The sequence below is a fragment of the Nocardioides rubriscoriae genome, assembly GCF_008087085.1.
In the GTDB taxonomy this organism is placed as follows: Bacteria; Actinomycetota; Actinomycetes; order Propionibacteriales; family Nocardioidaceae; genus Nocardioides; species Nocardioides rubriscoriae.
The window spans coordinates 353,777-369,254 of record NZ_VIYJ01000001.1 but is presented as its reverse complement, the minus strand read 5'-3'; the positions used below and the strand labels follow the sequence as shown (position 1 = coordinate 369,254).

The window sequence follows — 15,478 nt, the reverse complement described above, 5'->3', positions numbered from 1 at the left end:
CTGGCTGCAATGACCCTGCTCGTCACGGCCTGCGGCGCCGACAACGAGACCAGCTCCGGCGGCACCGACTCGACCGGCGGTGGCGACGCCCCGTCGGCCTCGGCCGGCCTGGAGGGCACCCTCGACGGTGCCGGCGCCACCTCGCAGGAGAAGGCCCAGGACGCCTGGAAGACCACCGTCCAGGGCTTCAACGGCGGCAAGCTCACCATCAACTACGGCCTGGTCGGCTCCACCGACGGCCGTAGCCAGTTCATCGCCGGCACCACGGCGTTCGCGGGCTCCGACTCCTACCTCAAGGAGGACGAGGACGAGCTCGCCAAGGCCAAGGAGCGCTGCGGCGGCACCGACCCGATCGAGGTGCCGGCCTACGTGTCGCCCATCGCGATCGCCTTCAACCTGCCGGGCATCGACACGCTCAACCTGTCGCCCGGCGTGATCGCCGACATCTTCAACAACAAGATCACCACGTGGAACGACCCGGCCATCGCCGCCGACAACCCCGACGCCGACCTGCCCGACGCCGACATCTCGCCGGTGCACCGCGCCGACGACTCGGGCACCACCAAGAACTTCACCGACTACCTCGGCAAGGCCGCCCCCGACAACTGGCCCTACGAGGCCGAGGACGCCTTCCCGGTCTCCGGTGGCAACTCGCAGGCCGCCCAGGGCACCTCGGGCGTGATCGACCTGATCACCGGCACCGAGAACACCATCGGCTACGCCGACGAGAGCCAGGTCGGCGACCTCGGCAAGGTGTCGGTCGGCGTGGGCGACGCGTTCGTCGCGCCGAGCGCCGAGGCCGCGGCCAAGACCGTCGCGGTCTCCACCCGGGTCGAGGGTCGCTCCGACGTCGACATGGCCACCGACGTCGACCGCACCACCACCGAGGACGGCGCCTACCCCGTCATCCTGCTGAGCTACCTCATCGCGTGCCAGCAGTACGACGACCCGGCCGACGCCAAGAACGTCAAGGGCTACCTGTCCTACATCGTGTCCGACGCCGGCCAGAAGCTCGCCGCCGAGGAGGCCGGTTCGGCCCCGCTGACGCCCGAGGTCGCCGCCGAGGCGCAGGGCATCGTCGACAAGATCGTGGTCAACTGATCCATCTCGTCGTCCGGGTGGCGGCCACCCCCGCCACCCGGACGCCGGACCGGTCACCCTGACCGGATCACCCCGCACCCCCAGCCGGACCAGGAGAGGCCCGCACGTTGACCACCACGAAGTCCGACCTGGACGCGGCCCCCGCCTGGGCCACCCGCAAGGCGGGTGGCGGCGACGCCGTCTTCAAGGGCACCGCGTTCGCCTCCGCGTGCGTGATCCTGCTCGCGCTCGCCGGCGTGTTCGTCTTCCTGAGCCTCAAGGGTGCCCAGGGCTTCACCCAGCCCACCGAGGTCTACCAGCGCGGCTACGGTGACAGCTTCATCGGTTACGTCCTGCCGCTGCTGGGCGGCACCGTCATCGCCGCCGTGATCGCGCTGATCATCGCGGTCCCGCTGGCCATCGGCATCGCGCTGGTCATCACGCAGTACGCCCCCCCATGGCTGGCGAGCCCCGTCGCCTACGTCATCGACCTGCTCGCCGCGGTGCCCTCGGTCATCTACGGCCTGTGGGGCGGGCTCTTCCTGGCCCCCAAGCTGGTCCCGGTCTACCAGTGGTTCCACGACACCCTGGGTTTCATCCCGCTCTTCGGCAAGGTCGCGACCAGCGGACGCTCGATCTCGACCGCCGGCGTCGTGCTGGCGATCATGATCCTGCCGATCATCACCGCGATCTCCCGCGAGGTGTTCGCGCGCACGCCGCGACTGCACCGCGAGGCCGCGCTCGCCCTGGGCGCCACCCGGTGGGAGACCATCCGGATGACGGTCTTCCCCTACGGCCGCTCCGGCGTCGTGTCGGCCGTGATGCTCGGCCTGGGCCGCGCGCTCGGCGAGACGCTCGCCGTCGTCATGGTGCTCTCGCCCGGCACGATCTTCACCATCGACCTGTTCAGCGGTTCCAACACGCCGTCCATCGCGGCTAACGTTGCGCTCAAGTACTCCGAGCGGTCGCCCGGCACGCTCGAGGTGCTCATCGCCACTGGCCTCGTGCTGTTCGTGATGACGTTCGTGGTCAACTTCGCGGCCCGCTACATCGTGGCCCGCCAGGAGAGGAAGTTCGCGGTATGACCTCCCTCGACCAGCCCACGCGCACCAGCTCCGACCGGGTGGCCACCTCGATGGTGTCGGCCCGGCTGCCCCAGCGCGCGCCCCTCATGGTGGCCGGCATCGCCGTCGCCGTGGGCGCCCTGTGCCTGCTGCTCGGGCTCGGCCTCGTGCCCGCGGTCCTGATCGGCGCCCTGGTCTACCTCGTCGCGCTGCCGGTGTGGTCGTTGAGCATCGAGGGTCGCCGCACGGCGACCGACCGGATGATGACCGGCCTGATCTGGGCGACGTTCGCCATCGCGCTCGCGCCGCTGATCAGCCTGGTCTGGCAGGTCATCGCCCGCGGGGTCCCCGCGATCAACAGCACCTTCTTGACCTACTCCGGGTTCAAAACCTCGCTCGACGCCCCGACCGGCGTCTACCACGCGATCATCGGCACCCTGATCATCACCGCCGGCGCCGCGATCATCTCGGTCCCGATCGGCATCATGACCGCCGTCTACCTCATCGAGTACGGCAAGAAGAACTCCTTCGCACGCACCGTCACCTTCCTGGTCGACGTCATGACCGGCATCCCCTCGATCGTCGCAGGGCTCTTCGCCTTCGCGATGTTCACGCTGCTCTTCGGCCCCGGCTACAAGTCGGCGATCGGCGGCTCGGTCGCGCTGTCGCTGCTGATGGTGCCGACCGTCGTGCGGGCCACCGAGGAGATGCTGCGGCTGGTCCCCGACGACCTGCGCGAGGCGTCGTACGCCCTGGGCACGCCCAAGTGGCGCACCATCACCAAGGTCGTCCTGCCGACCGCCATCGGCGGCATCATCACCGGCGTCACCCTCGCGATCTCGCGCGTCATCGGCGAGACGGCCCCGCTGCTGCTGATCGCCGGCGCGACCGACATCACCAACACCAACCCGTTCTCCGGCGACATGACCACGCTGCCCGTGCTGATCTTCGGCAAGCGGACCAGCGCCGGCAACGAGGACATCATCTGGGGCGCTGCGCTGGTGCTCATCGTCATCGTGATGCTGCTCAACCTCGTGGCACGCGTCCTCGGCAAGGTCTTGTCGCCCAAACAGGGCTGAAAAGGAAAGATCACCCTCATGGCCAAGAGCATCGACGTCTCCGACCTCGACATCTACTACAGCGACTTCCTCGCGGTGCAGGGGGTCAACATGACCATCCGCGCCCGCGCCGTCACCGCCTTCATCGGCCCCTCCGGCTGCGGCAAGTCGACGTTCCTGCGCTCCCTCAACCGCATGCACGAGGTCATCCCCGGTGCCCGCGTCGAGGGCAAGGTCGTCGTCGACGGCCAATCGCTCTACGACCCGATGGTCGACCCGGTCGCCGTACGCCGCCAGATCGGCATGGTCTTCCAGCGGCCCAACCCGTTCCCGACGATGTCGATCTACGACAACGTGCTGGCCGGCAACCGCCTCAACTCCAAGAAGATGAAGAAGTCCGAGGCCGACGCGATCGTCGAGAAGTCGCTGCGCAGCGCCAACCTCTGGAACGAGGTCAAGGACCGGCTCAACAAGCCCGGCATGGGGCTGTCCGGCGGTCAGCAGCAGCGGCTGTGCATCGCCCGCGCGATCGCCGTCGAGCCGCAGGTGCTGCTCATGGACGAGCCCTGCTCGGCCCTCGACCCCATCTCGACCTCGGCGATCGAGGACCTCATCCACGAGCTGAAGTCCGATTACACGATCGTCATCGTCACCCACAACATGCAGCAGGCCGCACGCGTCTCCGACGAGACCGGCTTCTTCAACCTCAAGGCGACCGGCGAGCCCGGCCACCTGGTGGAGTTCAACCCCACCAAGAAGATGTTCTCCAACCCCGACGAGCCCTCCACCGAGGCCTACATCTCCGGCCGCTTCGGCTGAGCCCCCTCCGTCCGGCCGCCCGGGATAGTCCCTGACGAAAATCAAGGAAGTCATCACCAGATCCTTGATTCTCGTCAGGGACTATCTCGCCGCGACGGACCCTGTGGAGGAGCGGTCGCGGCGTCGGCGTCCGGCGCCGATAGTGGCGTCATGTTCGATCCGCAGCCCTGGCACCCGGCGCGTCCGGGGCTCTACCGCCCCGGTGCGCTCGACCCGCGCGGGCTGACCGGGCCCACCCGGTCGCAGGCGCAGGGCGCGCTCGTACGCCGTACCTCCCACGGTCTCTACGTGCCGAGCTGGGTGGAGCAGACGACGCCCCAGCGCATCGTCGAGGCCTCGATGGTCATGCGTGGCGCTCACACGATCACCGGCTGGGCTGCCCTCCACTGGCGAGGGGCGCACTGGTTCGACGGGGTCGACGCCTCGGGTGACCCGCTGCCGGTCGAGATCGTGATCGGCACCCACGACATCCGGCCCCGACCCGGCCTCGCCCTCTCGGGCGAGGGCCTCGACCCCACGCTGCGCGGTGTCGTCGACGGCCTGGCGGTGGCCGACCCGCGCAGTGCGGTGTCGTTCCTGATGCGCTACGCCGGATCGGTCCGCCAGGCGGTGCGGGTCCTGTCGATGGCGGCCTACGACGACCTGGTGTCGATCCAGGAGATCGACACCTTCCTCACCCCGGGCCAGAACTCCTGGACCGGCGTGCCCCAGGCCCGGGCGGCGGTCCCGTTGGCCAGCGAGAGCTGCTGGTCACCCGCCGAGGTCGACCTCGTCTTCGTCTGGGTCGTCCTCGCGGGACGGCCGATGCCCCTGTGCAACGCGCCGATCTTCGACCTCTCCGGCCGCCACCTCGCCACCCCGGACGTCTTCGACCCGGTGCCGGTGTCGCCGGCGAGTACGAGGGGATGGTCCACCTCGAGCGGGCCGTCCGCGCGGGCGACGTACGGCGCGAGGGGGTGCTGCGCGCACACGGGATCGAGTCGGTGACCATGCTCGCCGACGACCGCTACGCCTGCGAGGCCTTCGTCGCCCGGCTGGACGACGCCTACGCGAGGGCCGCCCGTACGCCGCGTCACGCCCGGCTGTGGACGGCCGACCCGCCCGCGTGGTGGGTCCCGACGATGACCGTCGAGCAGCGACGCGCCCTCACCCCCGACCAGCGCGCCCGCTTCCTGCGCTACCGGGCGTCCTGATCGGGCATGCGCTCCCGGTCCGTCGGGACAGTCCCTGACGAAAATCAACCGTCCGGGGCCCGAGTCCTTGATCTTCGTCAGGGACTATCGCGGCGTCAGGTGGGGACGACGACGGTGAGGAGCTCGTAGGACAGCCAGGCGACGAGGCCGGCCATGGGGAAGGTGAGGACCCAGGCGACCAGGATGCTGCGCACCACGCCCCAGCGCACCGCGGACAGGCGCTTGGTGGCGCCGACCCCGATCACGGCCGAGGTGATGGTGTGGGTGGTCGAGATGGGGGCCTGGTAGACGTACGCCGTCGTGTAGAGGACCGACGCGGCCACCGACTCGGCGGCGAACGCGCGCGGCGGGTCGAGGTCGATGATCCGACGCCCCAGCGTGCGCATGATGCGCCAGCCGCCCGAGAAGGTGCCGAGGGAGATGGCCGCGGCGGCCGCGACGATCACCCAGACGGGCAGGCTGCCGCCCTCGCTCACCGGCGTCTGGTAGCCGCCGACGACCAGCGCCAAGAAGATCACGCCCATCGTCTTCTGAGCATCCTGCAGGCCGTGGCCCAGCGCCATCGCGGCGGCCGAGACGGTCTGGGCGACCCGGAAGCCCCGGTCGGCGCGGGCCGGGTGGGCGCGCCGGAAGGCCCACAGCAGCGCGACCATCGCCGCGAAGGCGGCGGCGGAGGCGACCAGCGGGGACACCAGCATCGGGATCACGACCTTGTCCATGACCGTGTCCCAGCGGACCGACACCCCGGCGGCGAGCGCGGCGCCGCCCAGTCCGCCGATCAGGGCGTGGGTCGACGACGACGGCAGGCCGTAGAACCAGGTGGCGACGTTCCAGGCGATCGCCCCGAGCAGGCCCGCCAGCACCACGATCAGCGCGTGCACCGGCTCGGTGTCGAGCATCGAGGCGGGGAACTCGATCACCTCCGACACCGTCCGGGCGACCTTCTGGCCCAGGAACGCGCCGATGAAGTTCATGACGGCCGCCAGGGTCAGGGCCACCCGCGGGGTCAGGGCGCGGGTGGAGACCGACGTCGCGATCGCGTTGGCCGCGTCGTGGAAGCCGTTGGTGTAGTCGAAGACGAGCGCGACGACGACGACGGCGACGACGATCGCCAGGGTCAGGGACACCGACTCAGCTCCCCTTGACGGCGATCTGCTCCACGGTGTTGGCGACCTTCTCGAACGCGTCGACGGCGTCCTCGAGCGCCTCGACGACGACCTGGAGCTTGAGCACCTCCATCGTCTTGAGCTCCCCGGAGAACAGGTGGGCGAGGGTACGGCGGTAGAACCGGTCGCCGGCGTTCTCGAGCCGGTTGATCTCGATCCAGTACTCCGCGAGCGAGCGCGGCGACATCAGCTGGGGCATCCACTCCGCGGTGAGCTCGGCGCAGCGCTGGAGCACCTCCACCTGCTGCGACAGCGCGGCCGGCATCGCCTTGACCTCGAAGAGCAGGATCAGGTCGACGACCTTGTCCATGGCGTCCATGACGTCGTCGAGGCTCGAGGCCAGCGCGTAGATGTCCTCGCGGTCGAACGGCGTCACGAACGTGCTGTTGACGCGGCGCACCAGGGCGTGGGTGGTCTCGTCGGCGTCGTGCTCGGCGGCTCGCATGCGCGCTGCGACGTCGGCCTTGTCGGAGGTCTCCCCCAGCATCTCGGCGAGCAGCCCCGCCCCGGTCACGAGGTGCTGGGCCTGCTCGCCGAAGAGGTCGTAGAACGCCGTGTCGACCGGCCGGAACCGCAGACCCACGTGAACTCCTGGTGAGAGGGACGCAAACGCCGATCAGCGTAGGGGGTGGGTCCGGGCGCCACGCAACCCCGGAGGGTCACCCCGCCGGTCACCCCGCCGGTCACCCCATCTGGGACCCCGTCGTACGCCGCTTGCGCTGGCGCTCGATGAGCATCTCCTGCAGGTGCTGCTCGGCCCCGTTGTTGGTCCAGGTGCCGTCGGTGTGGAGCTCCCAGGCGTTGGTGGTGGGGGCGAAGGACAGGTCGAGCAGGGCGCCGACCGAGGCGATGCTGTCGGGGTCGGGCAGGCGTACGAGCACCTCGACGCGACGGTCGAGGTTGCGGTGCATCATGTCGGCCGAGCCGAGCCAGGCGGTCGGGTCGCCGCCGTTCTCGAACCAGAAGACCCGGCTGTGCTCGAGGAAGCGGCCGAGGATCGAGCGCACCACGATGTTCTCCGACAGGCCGGGCACCCCGGGGCGCAGCGCGCAGATGCCGCGCACCAGCAGCTCCACGCGCACCCCCTCCTGCGAGGCGAGGTAGAGCGCGTCGATGACGGCCTCGTCGACCACCGAGTTGGCCTTGATCCGGATGCCGGAGGGGCGCCCGGCGCTGTGGTGGGCGATCTCGCGGTGGATCTGCTCGACCAGCCCGGTGCGCACCGAGTCGGGGGCCACGAGCAGCTGGCCGTAGGACGGCTTGCGCGACCAGCCGCTGAGGTTGTTGAAGAGGTGGGCGACGTCCTCGCCGATCGACTCGTTGGTCGTGATCAGGCCGAGGTCCTCGTAGGTGCGGGCGGTCTTGGAGTTGTAGTTGCCGGTCCCGATGTGGGTGTAGCGACGGATGCCGTAGCCGTGGTGGGCCTCGTCGCGCACGACCATGGCGAGCTTGCAGTGGGTCTTGAGCCCGACCAGGCCGTAGACGACGTGGCAGCCGGCCTGCTCGAGCTTGCGGGCCCAGCGGATGTTGGCCTGCTCGTCGAAGCGGGCCTTGATCTCGACGATCACCAGCACCTGCTTGCCGGCCTCGGCGGCGTCGATGAGGGCGTCGATGATCGGGCTGTCGCCGGAGGTGCGGTAGAGGGTCTGCTTGATCGCCAGCACGTGCGGGTCGGCGGCCGCCTGCTCGATGAAGCGCTGCACCGAGGTCGCGAACGAGTCGTAGGGGTGCTGCAGCAGCACGTCGTGGCGCCGCGCCGCCTTGAAGACGTCGACCGGGGCAGCCGACTCGAACTCGGCGAGCCGGCTGTGCGTGGTCGGCAGGAACGTCGGGAACTTCAGCACCTCGTGGCTGAGGTCGGCGATGCCGTGCAGGCCGCGCAGGTCGAGCGGCCCGGGCAGCCGGAAGACCTCCTCGTCGACGACGCCGAGCTCCTCCTTGAGCAGGTCGAGGACGCCGCTGGAGATCGACTCCTCGACCTCCAGGCGCACCGGGGGACCGAAGCGGCGACGCAGCAGCTCCTTCTCGAGCGCGGCCAGGAGGTTCTCGGCGTCGTCCTCCTCGACCTCGAGGTCCTCGTTGCGGGTGACCCGGAAGGTGTGGAACTCCAGCACGTCCATGCCGGGGAACAGGCGCTTGAGGTGGGAGCCGATCACGTCCTCCAGCGGCACGAAGCGGGCCCCGCGACCCGAGGCCCCGGTCGTGCCGAGGGGGACGAAGCGGTCGAAGATCGGCGGCACCTTGACGCGGGCGAAGTGCTCCTTGCCGCTCTGCGGGTTGCGGATCAAGACGGCGAGGTTGAGTGAGAGCCCGGAGATGTAGGGGAACGGGTGGGCCGGGTCGACGGCCAGGGGGGTGAGGACCGGGAAGATCCGGTTCTTGAACAGCTTCTTGCAGGAGCGCTGCTCCTCGAGGTCGAGGTCGTCCCAGCGCACCAGCTCGATCTCGTGCTCGCGCAGCGCCGGCACGATGGTGTCGCGGAAGACGGCGGCCTGGCGCTCCTGCAGCTCGCGCGACGTCGTCCAGATGTGCTCGAGCACGTCACGCGGCATCAGCCCCGACGCGGCGCGTACGGCGAGGCCCGCCGCGATCCGGCGCTTGAGCCCGGCGACGCGGACCATGAAGAACTCGTCGAGGTTGCTGGTGAAGATCGCCAGGAAGCGGGCCCGCTCGAGCAGCGGCAGGCTCTCGTCCTCGGCGAGCTCGAGCACGCGCTGGTTGAAGTGCAGCCACGAGACCTCGCGGTCGAGGAACCGGTCCTCGAACTTCTCCACCGCCGCGACCATCTCGGGGTCGGGGACGTAGGGCGCGTCGACGTCGTAGGCCTCGTCGGGCACGCCGGCGGTCGCCGGCGACGTGGTGGGATCGGGGACCATCTCGAGCGACATGGACGGAGTCTGTCAGCCCACGGTGAACCGCAGGTGACGGTAGGTTGCGACGGTGACCTACCGTGACCGTGCCGAGGCCGCCCTGCTGCGCGCCACCATGGCGCTCCCTGAGCCCGTGCAACGCCGTCTGGCCGGGCGTCCCGTCGTGCTCGACGGCCAGACCCTGGCGACCGAGACCCAGCTGATGCTGCGCCTGCAGCGCGCCGCTCGCATCCCCGGCGCCGAGACCCTGCCCCTGGCCGAGGGCCGCGCCGCCATCGAGCACCAGGCGAGCATGACCGGCGGCACCCAGCCGATCGGGTCGGTGCGCGACCTCACCGTCGACGACGTCCCGGCCCGGCTCTACACCCCGCGCGGCGCGGCCAGCACGACCCCGCTGCTGGTGTTCTTCCACGGGGGCGGCTTCGTCTACGGCGGGCTCGACAGCCACGACGCGAGCTGCCGCGTGCTCGCCGAGGGCGCCGGCGTACGGGTGCTCGCCGTCGACTACCGCCTGGCCCCCGAGGCGCCGTTCCCGGCGGCGTACGAGGACGCGCTGGCGGCGCTGCGCTGGGTCGTCAAGAACGCCGACACCCTCGGCGCCGACCCCACCCGGCTCGCGGTGGGCGGCGACTCGGCGGGCGGCAACCTGGCCGCCGCGGTCGCCAACGAGGCCGCGCGCGAGGGCCTGCCGCTGGCCTTCCAGCTGCTCGTCTACCCCGCCACCGACAACACCCGCGCGACCCGCAGCCTCGAGCTGTTCGGGGAGGGCTTCTACCTCACCCACGGCTTCATGGCGCTGGCCACCGAGAGCTACCTGCCCGACCCGAGCACCCGCCTGGACCCGCGTTCCTCGCCGCTGCACGACACCGTCCCCGACGGGCTGGCCCCGGCGTACGTCGCCACGGCCGGCTTCGACCCGCTGCGCGACGAGGGCGAGGCCTACGCCCGCCAGCTCGCCGACGCGGGGGTGAGCGTCGAGCTCAAGCGCTTCCCCGACCAGATCCACGGGTTCTTCAACATCGTGGGGGTGGGGCGGCGCTCGCGCGCCGCGGTCGACGAGATCGCGGCGGCGCTCAAGGCCGGCCTGGCCTAGAGGTTGGGGCGGACCTCGCGCAGGCGGGCCATGAAGTCGGCGGGGTCGACCATCGAGGCGTCGACGTCGACGGGGTCGAGCGCGCGGCGGTAGAACCGCACCCGCCAGTAGGCGTCGCCCGGGGTGCCCTGCACGTCGACGCGGACCCCGTCGTTGCGCAGGTCGAAGGTGCGGGTGGTGTCGCCCTCGACGACGCGGACGATCCCGTCGACGACCTCGACCGACCGCCGGGTCACCCGGGTCTGCACCGCGGCCCACGCGAGCCCGCCCGCGACGGCGAGCACGAGGACGGTCAGGAACGAGAAACGGCCCGACGCGATCATCACCAGGCTGACGAGGAAGGCGACCACGGCCGTCGCGGCCAGGGCGATCGGCAGGACGGCCTGGTCGCTGCCGTCGGGGGCCAGCGGCCCGCCCGCGGACTCGGGGGTGGCGTCGTCGAAGAGCGTGAGGTGCCGTGGGTCGTCGGAGTCGCGCCGGTCGTGGTGGTCGTGGTGGTCGTGCTGGCCCGCGTCGTGCCAGGCGGTGGCGCGCTCGGCCAGCCGGCGCTGGGCGTCGGCCAGGGCGTCGGCGAGCTGCTCGGCCATCGCCTCCGCCTCGAGCGCCCGCTGCTCGAGGTCGTCGCGCTCGGCGCGCAGCGCCGCGACCTCGGCGGCGTACGGGTCGCCGGTGCCGCTCGCGGGCTCGCTCACCGGGCGCTCACAGCTCGGGGCGCCACTGGCGCACCGCGTCGGTGAACCGGGGCGGGTCGACCGAGGCGGAGGTGACGGTCAACCGCGACGCACCCGGCCGCTCGATGTCGACGGCCCAGTCGCGGGTGCCCGGCTCGCCGCGCATCTCGACGACGGTGTCGTCGTCGGCCAGCGAGACCGTGTGCTGGTGCGGGCCGAAGGTCATCGACAAGGTGCCGTCCTCGGCCAGGTGGACCAGGCTCGTGCGGCCGATCCGACGGAAGGCGAACAGGCCGGCCAGGACCCCGACCACCCCGATCGCGGAGGCACGCAGCGGCTCACCGGCCAGGGCGCCCACGGCGCCGAGGACGAAGATCAGCACCGCGCTCAGCAGCGCGACCCCGACCGCCAGCCAGCCGGCCCACCCGCGGCGCACGGTCTCGTACGGCGCGTGGGTGACGGTGCTGCGGGCGGGGGAGGGCTCGGGCTCCGGGCTCGGCGCGGCCTCGACGGCCGGCTCGGCGACCGGCTCGACGACCGGCTCGACGACCGGCTCGACGACCGGCTCGACGACCGGCTCTGCCACGGGCTCCTCGACGACCGGTTCCTCGACAGGCTCGGCGACGAGGGCCTCGGGTACGGCGGGCTCCGGTGCGGGCTCCGGCTCGGGAGTCGGCTCCGGAACCACGACGGCTGCCGCGGGCTCGACGGGCTCGACGGGCGTTGCGGGCTTGGCTGGTGCGGTCGGGGCCGCCGCGTCGTTCTGGACGCCGGCTGACTTGCGGCGCTCACGACCGAGCCCGCGGGAAAGCAGCGACCGTGCCGACGGCAGAGCCAGGTCGCGGGCGGGCGGTGCGGGCTCCGGCTCTGGGACGGGGTCCGGTTCGGGCTCTGGGACGGGGTCCGGTTCGGGCTCGGGCTCGGGCTCCGGTTCGGGTTCGGGCTCTGGTTCGGGCTCTGGGACGGGGTCCGGCTCGGGCTCCGGTTCGGGCTCGGGCTCCGGTTCGGGCTCGGGCTCGGGCTCCGGTTCGGGATCTGGTTCGGGCTCTGGGACCGGGTCCGGCTCGGGCTCCGGTTCGGGTTCGGGCTCCGGTTCGGGTTCGGGCTCGGGTTCCGGCTCGGGCTCAGGTTCGGGCTCTGGCTCTGGCTCGGGCTCCGGATCGGGTTCTAGTTCGGGCTCGGGGTCGGGCTCCACGGCAGGCGGGTCCGCCAGCGCGGGCGCCCGGTCGGCGAGCTGCGAGGCGAGCTCCTGGGCGCGTACCTCGGCCTCGGCCCGGGCGCGGGCCTGGTTGGCCAGGTCCTCCTGGGCGCGGGCCAGCTCGGCGCGCAGGGCGGCGATCGCCTCGGTGGCCTCGCGGGCCGACGCCTCGGCCTCGGCACGCACCCGCGCGGCCTCCGCAGCCGCGGCCGCCGCCTCGGCCTCGGCGTCCACGGCCTGCCCGTGCCGGACCTCGTCGGCCTCGGCGCTCGCACGGGCCTCGGCCTCGGCGCGGGCCCGGGCCTGCTCGGCCAGCTCGGCCTGGGTGCGCGACAGCTCGTCGCGCAGTGACTGCACCACCGACGTCGCCTCGCTCGCCTGCGCCTCGGCGTCGGCGCGTGCCTCGTCGGCCTCGGCGGCGGCCGTGGCGGCCGCCTGCGACGCCTCGGCGACCAGCTCGCGCTGGGCCCGCTCGTCCTCCTCGGTCGCGGCGACGGACTCCTCGATGTGCGAGGTCGCGCCGGCGGCCGTGGCCGCGCGCTGCTGCTCGGCCAGGACGGCCCGGACCTCCTCGAGCTCGGCCATCGCGCGCTGCGCCGCCTCGGCCTGCTCGGCCGCGAGCTGGTCGGCCACCCGGGCCCGGGCGTCCGCGACGGCGGCGGCCTGGGTGGCGGCGCGGATCGCGTCACGCTCCGCGGCGGCGTCCACGAGCGGCTCGGGCTCGTCGGCCGGCTCGTCGGCAGGCTCCTCGTCGGCCGGACGCCGGCTGTAGGCCGCGACCCGCGCCATGACGTCGTCAGACGTGTCCGTTGCGTCCGCGGTGACCTCGACCGCCGGCTCCGTGTCGACGTCGGCGACCAGCGCCGGGGCCGGCGCGGCCGGGGCCACGGGTGCGGCCGGTGCGGTGACCTCGCCCGGGCGCCGTACGAAGCGTCGGCGGCGACTGCGTGCGTCGCCGCTCGGGCGCTCGTCGGGGTCGGGGCTCATGCGGCGGATGTTACTCAGCGCGGTCCTCGCTCCGGGGGACGTGTCAGCGGGAGTACTGCACGTGGGTGTCGCGCGCGGCGTGCGCGAAGCCCAGGGAGGAGTAGAGCCGGACGGCGGCCGTGTTGTCGGACTCGACGTAGAGGAGCACCTCGGCGACCCCGGCGTCGGCGAGGTGGTGCAGCCCGGCGAGGGTGACCACGCGGCCCAGCCCGCGGCCCTGGGCGGCCGGGTCGACCGCGACGACGTAGACCTCGCCGAGGTCGGCGTCGTGGCGCTTGGTCCAGTGGAAGGCCAGGACGTCGCCGGTGTCGTCGTCGACGGCCAGGAGGAGTCCGGCGGGGTCCCACCACGGCTCGGCCATCCGCTCGGCGAGGCCGGTGGCGTCGAGGGAGCCCTGCTCGGGGTGGTGGGCGAAGGCCGCGGCGTTGACCGCCAGCACCTGCTCGGCCTCCCCGTCGTAGCCGCGCACGGTCACACCGTCGGGGACGACCAGCGCGGGCAGCGGCAGCGAGGTCGGCCGCCGCATCACCCACAGGTCCCGCGTACGACGCCAGCCCGTCGTCGCGGCGAGGGCGGCGGCTCCCGGGTGGTCGCCGTGCGACCAGGCCCGCCAGGCCGGCCCGACCTCCGCGAGGAGCCGTCGGGCCAGGCCCCGGCGCCGCGCTTGTGGCGCGACCGCGAGGGTCAGCTCCCCGCCGCGCACCAGCGCGAACCCGTCCTCGGCGACCGCAACGGCGGCGCCTTCGGTGCCGTGGTGCTTGAGGGCCAGGGCGGCGGCCTCGTCGAGCGGGTCGTGGCCGTCGTGCTCGAGGACCGCGGTGCGCACCGCCGAGATCGTCGCGAGCGGGTCGGGCCGGTCGGGGCCGGTCATCAGTAGACCAACGCCTGCACGCCCTCGCGCAGCACGAGCTCGGTGAACGCCACGGCCCCGGCCACGCGGGCACCCTCGATCAGGTCGTCGGCGGTGATGCCGCGCCGGGCGGCGCACTGCGAGCACACCGTCACCTCGCCGCCGCTGCGGATGGCCTCGACCAGTGCGGCGGTGGGGGCGGCGTGCTCGAGGGCGAGGTCGGGGCAGCGGCCCTCGACGCCGAACCACACGCCCTCACCGGTCAGCCACAGCGACACGGTGGCACCCGCCGCGACGGCGGACGCGGCGACGGACAGGGCCTGGTTGGCCCGCTCGGCGGCCTCGGCCCCACAGGTCAGCTTGACGGCCAGGGATCGACGCACGCTCGCAGCCTAGGACCTGTCGTGCACCGCCCGTCGGAATCGGTCGACGCAGTAAGACGTTCTGCGAGAGTGGAACCCATGAGCAGTCCCCTCCTCGACCTGCCCGGAGCGGTCGCCGGCAACGGCGTCGACGCGCCGGTCGCCGCCCACTACGGCTCGTTCAACGGCGAGCAGCGCACGCTCGAGTCGGGCGAGGGGTTCGTCGACCTGTCCCACCACGACGTGCTGCGCATCGAGGGCCCCGACCGTCTGACCTGGCTGCACAACATCACCACCCAGCACCTCACCGACCTCCAGCCCGGCGTGCTCACCCAGGCGCTGGTGCTGAGCCCGCAGGGTCACGTCGAGCACGAGTTCCGCGGCACCGACGACGGCGAGGCCCTCACCGTGTGGACCGAGCCGGGCCGCTCGGCCGCGCTGGTGGAGTTCCTCGAGCGGATGAAGTTCATGATGCGTGCCGAGATCACCGACGTGACCGGCACCTGGGCCCTGACCTGGCGTCCGACCACCGGCCACCGCCTCGTCCCGCGCGACCAGCTGACGACGTACGCCGCCGCGGCCGGCCCGGCGGCCGGCCACTGGGCCTACGAGGCGCTGCGCATCGCGCGCGGCGAGCCGCGCTTCGGCGTCGACACCGACCACCGCACGATCCCCAACGAGGTCGGCTGGATCGGGCCTGCGGTCCACCTCGACAAGGGCTGCTACCGCGGCCAGGAGACCGTCGCGCGCGTGCACACCCTCGGCCGCCCGCCGCGCCGCCTCACCCTGCTCCACCTCGACGGCTCCGAGAACCGGCTCCCGGCCGCGGGGTCCGAGGTGACGCTGGCCGACAAGGCCGTCGGGTTCGTCGGCTCGAGCGCCCGTCACCACGAGCTCGGGCCGATCGCGCTCGCGCTGCTCAAGCGCAACACCCCCGTCGACGTCGACCTGATGGTCGACGGCGTGGCCGCGGCCCAGGAGGTCGTGGTCGACCCCGAGGTCGGGCTCCACGTGCGGCCCAAGCTGCGCTGATCGCTCCGGGGGCAGTCCGAGGGCCCCGTCGCGAT

General features: G+C 72.4%; 15 protein-coding genes. 8 read left to right on the top strand and 7 right to left on the bottom strand.

The window, feature by feature from the left end; translation table 11 throughout:
- Positions 1-9: 9 nt before the first annotated feature.
- From pstS to FZC61_RS01795, 6 genes are all read left to right on the top strand, one after another.
- Positions 10-1,101: a phosphate ABC transporter substrate-binding protein PstS gene (gene pstS, locus FZC61_RS01820; RefSeq protein ID WP_246142462.1), complete on the top strand. Its 1,092-nt coding sequence runs from the start codon at positions 10-12 to the stop codon at positions 1,099-1,101.
- Between the two features lie 107 nt (positions 1,102-1,208).
- Complete coding sequence (gene pstC / locus FZC61_RS01815; protein ID WP_148611885.1) at positions 1,209-2,165, top strand: phosphate ABC transporter permease subunit PstC; 957 nt, start codon at positions 1,209-1,211, stop codon at positions 2,163-2,165.
- Positions 2,162-3,223 (top strand): phosphate ABC transporter permease PstA, encoded by a 1,062-nt coding sequence (gene pstA, locus FZC61_RS01810; RefSeq protein ID WP_148611883.1) that lies wholly within the window; start codon positions 2,162-2,164, stop codon positions 3,221-3,223. Before pstC ends, pstA begins: the two co-directional genes overlap by 4 nt.
- Positions 3,224-3,241: 18 nt before the next feature.
- Positions 3,242-4,021 (top strand): phosphate ABC transporter ATP-binding protein PstB, encoded by a 780-nt coding sequence (gene pstB / locus FZC61_RS01805; RefSeq protein WP_148611881.1) that lies wholly within the window; start codon positions 3,242-3,244, stop codon positions 4,019-4,021.
- Positions 4,022-4,171: 150 nt separating this feature from the next.
- Positions 4,172-5,008 carry a hypothetical protein gene (locus tag FZC61_RS01800; RefSeq protein ID WP_148611879.1) on the top strand — a complete coding sequence of 279 codons (837 nt, stop codon included), beginning with the start codon at positions 4,172-4,174 and terminating at the stop codon, positions 5,006-5,008.
- Positions 5,005-5,214 carry a hypothetical protein gene (locus FZC61_RS01795; RefSeq protein WP_148611877.1) on the top strand — a complete coding sequence of 70 codons (210 nt, stop codon included), beginning with the start codon at positions 5,005-5,007 and terminating at the stop codon, positions 5,212-5,214. The genes FZC61_RS01800 and FZC61_RS01795 overlap by 4 nt, the downstream gene beginning before the upstream one ends.
- Positions 5,215-5,309: 95 nt before the next feature.
- Here FZC61_RS01795 and FZC61_RS01790 read toward each other — a convergent pair whose 3' ends face one another.
- From FZC61_RS01790 to FZC61_RS01780, 3 genes are all read right to left on the bottom strand, one after another.
- On the bottom strand, positions 5,310-6,335 hold the full coding sequence (locus FZC61_RS01790) for an inorganic phosphate transporter (RefSeq protein ID WP_148612523.1): 1,026 nt from the start codon (positions 6,333-6,335) through the stop codon (positions 5,310-5,312).
- 10 nt (positions 6,336-6,345) lie between these two features.
- Complete coding sequence (locus tag FZC61_RS01785; RefSeq protein ID WP_211357036.1) at positions 6,346-6,963, bottom strand: DUF47 domain-containing protein; 618 nt, start codon at positions 6,961-6,963, stop codon at positions 6,346-6,348.
- A 100-nt stretch (positions 6,964-7,063) separates the two neighbouring features.
- Positions 7,064-9,166 (bottom strand): RNA degradosome polyphosphate kinase, encoded by a 2,103-nt coding sequence (locus FZC61_RS01780; RefSeq protein ID WP_211357064.1) that lies wholly within the window; start codon positions 9,164-9,166, stop codon positions 7,064-7,066.
- A 154-nt stretch (positions 9,167-9,320) separates the two neighbouring features.
- On the opposite strand from FZC61_RS01780, the gene FZC61_RS01775 reads away from it, so the two are divergent.
- Positions 9,321-10,343: an alpha/beta hydrolase gene (locus FZC61_RS01775; RefSeq protein ID WP_246142461.1), complete on the top strand. Its 1,023-nt coding sequence runs from the start codon at positions 9,321-9,323 to the stop codon at positions 10,341-10,343.
- On the opposite strand, the gene FZC61_RS01770 is transcribed toward FZC61_RS01775, so the two are convergent.
- The 4 genes from FZC61_RS01770 to FZC61_RS01750 are packed head-to-tail and all read right to left on the bottom strand — an operon-like array spanning position 10,340 to position 14,432.
- Complete coding sequence (locus tag FZC61_RS01770) at positions 10,340-11,035, bottom strand: hypothetical protein (RefSeq protein ID WP_148611873.1); 696 nt, start codon at positions 11,033-11,035, stop codon at positions 10,340-10,342. The two genes, FZC61_RS01775 and FZC61_RS01770, sit on opposite strands and share 4 nt — an antisense overlap.
- 7 nt (positions 11,036-11,042) lie before the next feature.
- On the bottom strand, positions 11,043-13,199 hold the full coding sequence (locus FZC61_RS23325) for a hypothetical protein (RefSeq protein WP_211357035.1): 2,157 nt from the start codon (positions 13,197-13,199) through the stop codon (positions 11,043-11,045).
- Between the two features lie 43 nt (positions 13,200-13,242).
- On the bottom strand, positions 13,243-14,070 hold the full coding sequence (mshD, locus tag FZC61_RS01755; protein WP_148611871.1) for a mycothiol synthase: 828 nt from the start codon (positions 14,068-14,070) through the stop codon (positions 13,243-13,245).
- Positions 14,070-14,432, bottom strand: a complete 363-nt coding sequence (locus tag FZC61_RS01750) for a DsrE family protein (protein ID WP_148611869.1) — start codon at positions 14,430-14,432, stop codon at positions 14,070-14,072. Before FZC61_RS01750 ends, mshD begins: the two co-directional genes overlap by 1 nt.
- A gap of 78 nt (positions 14,433-14,510) precedes the next feature.
- On the opposite strand from FZC61_RS01750, the gene ygfZ reads away from it, so the two are divergent.
- Positions 14,511-15,443, top strand: a complete 933-nt coding sequence (gene ygfZ / locus FZC61_RS01745) for a CAF17-like 4Fe-4S cluster assembly/insertion protein YgfZ (RefSeq protein WP_148611867.1) — start codon at positions 14,511-14,513, stop codon at positions 15,441-15,443.
- Positions 15,444-15,478 lie beyond the last annotated feature (35 nt).

Coding starts and splice junctions, on each gene's coding strand:
- FZC61_RS23325 (WP_211357035.1), bottom strand. CDS start 13,199: ATGAGCCCCGACCCCGACGAGCGCCCGAGCGGCGACGCACGCAGTCGC.
- pstB (WP_148611881.1), top strand. CDS start 3,242: ATGGCCAAGAGCATCGACGTCTCCGACCTCGACATCTACTACAGCGAC.
- pstA (WP_148611883.1), top strand. CDS start 2,162: ATGACCTCCCTCGACCAGCCCACGCGCACCAGCTCCGACCGGGTGGCC.
- mshD (WP_148611871.1), bottom strand. CDS start 14,070: ATGACCGGCCCCGACCGGCCCGACCCGCTCGCGACGATCTCGGCGGTG.
- pstS (WP_246142462.1), top strand. CDS start 10: ATGACCCTGCTCGTCACGGCCTGCGGCGCCGACAACGAGACCAGCTCC.
- FZC61_RS01780 (WP_211357064.1), bottom strand. CDS start 9,166: ATGGTCGCGGCGGTGGAGAAGTTCGAGGACCGGTTCCTCGACCGCGAG.
- FZC61_RS01800 (WP_148611879.1), top strand. CDS start 4,172: ATGTTCGATCCGCAGCCCTGGCACCCGGCGCGTCCGGGGCTCTACCGC.
- ygfZ (WP_148611867.1), top strand. CDS start 14,511: ATGAGCAGTCCCCTCCTCGACCTGCCCGGAGCGGTCGCCGGCAACGGC.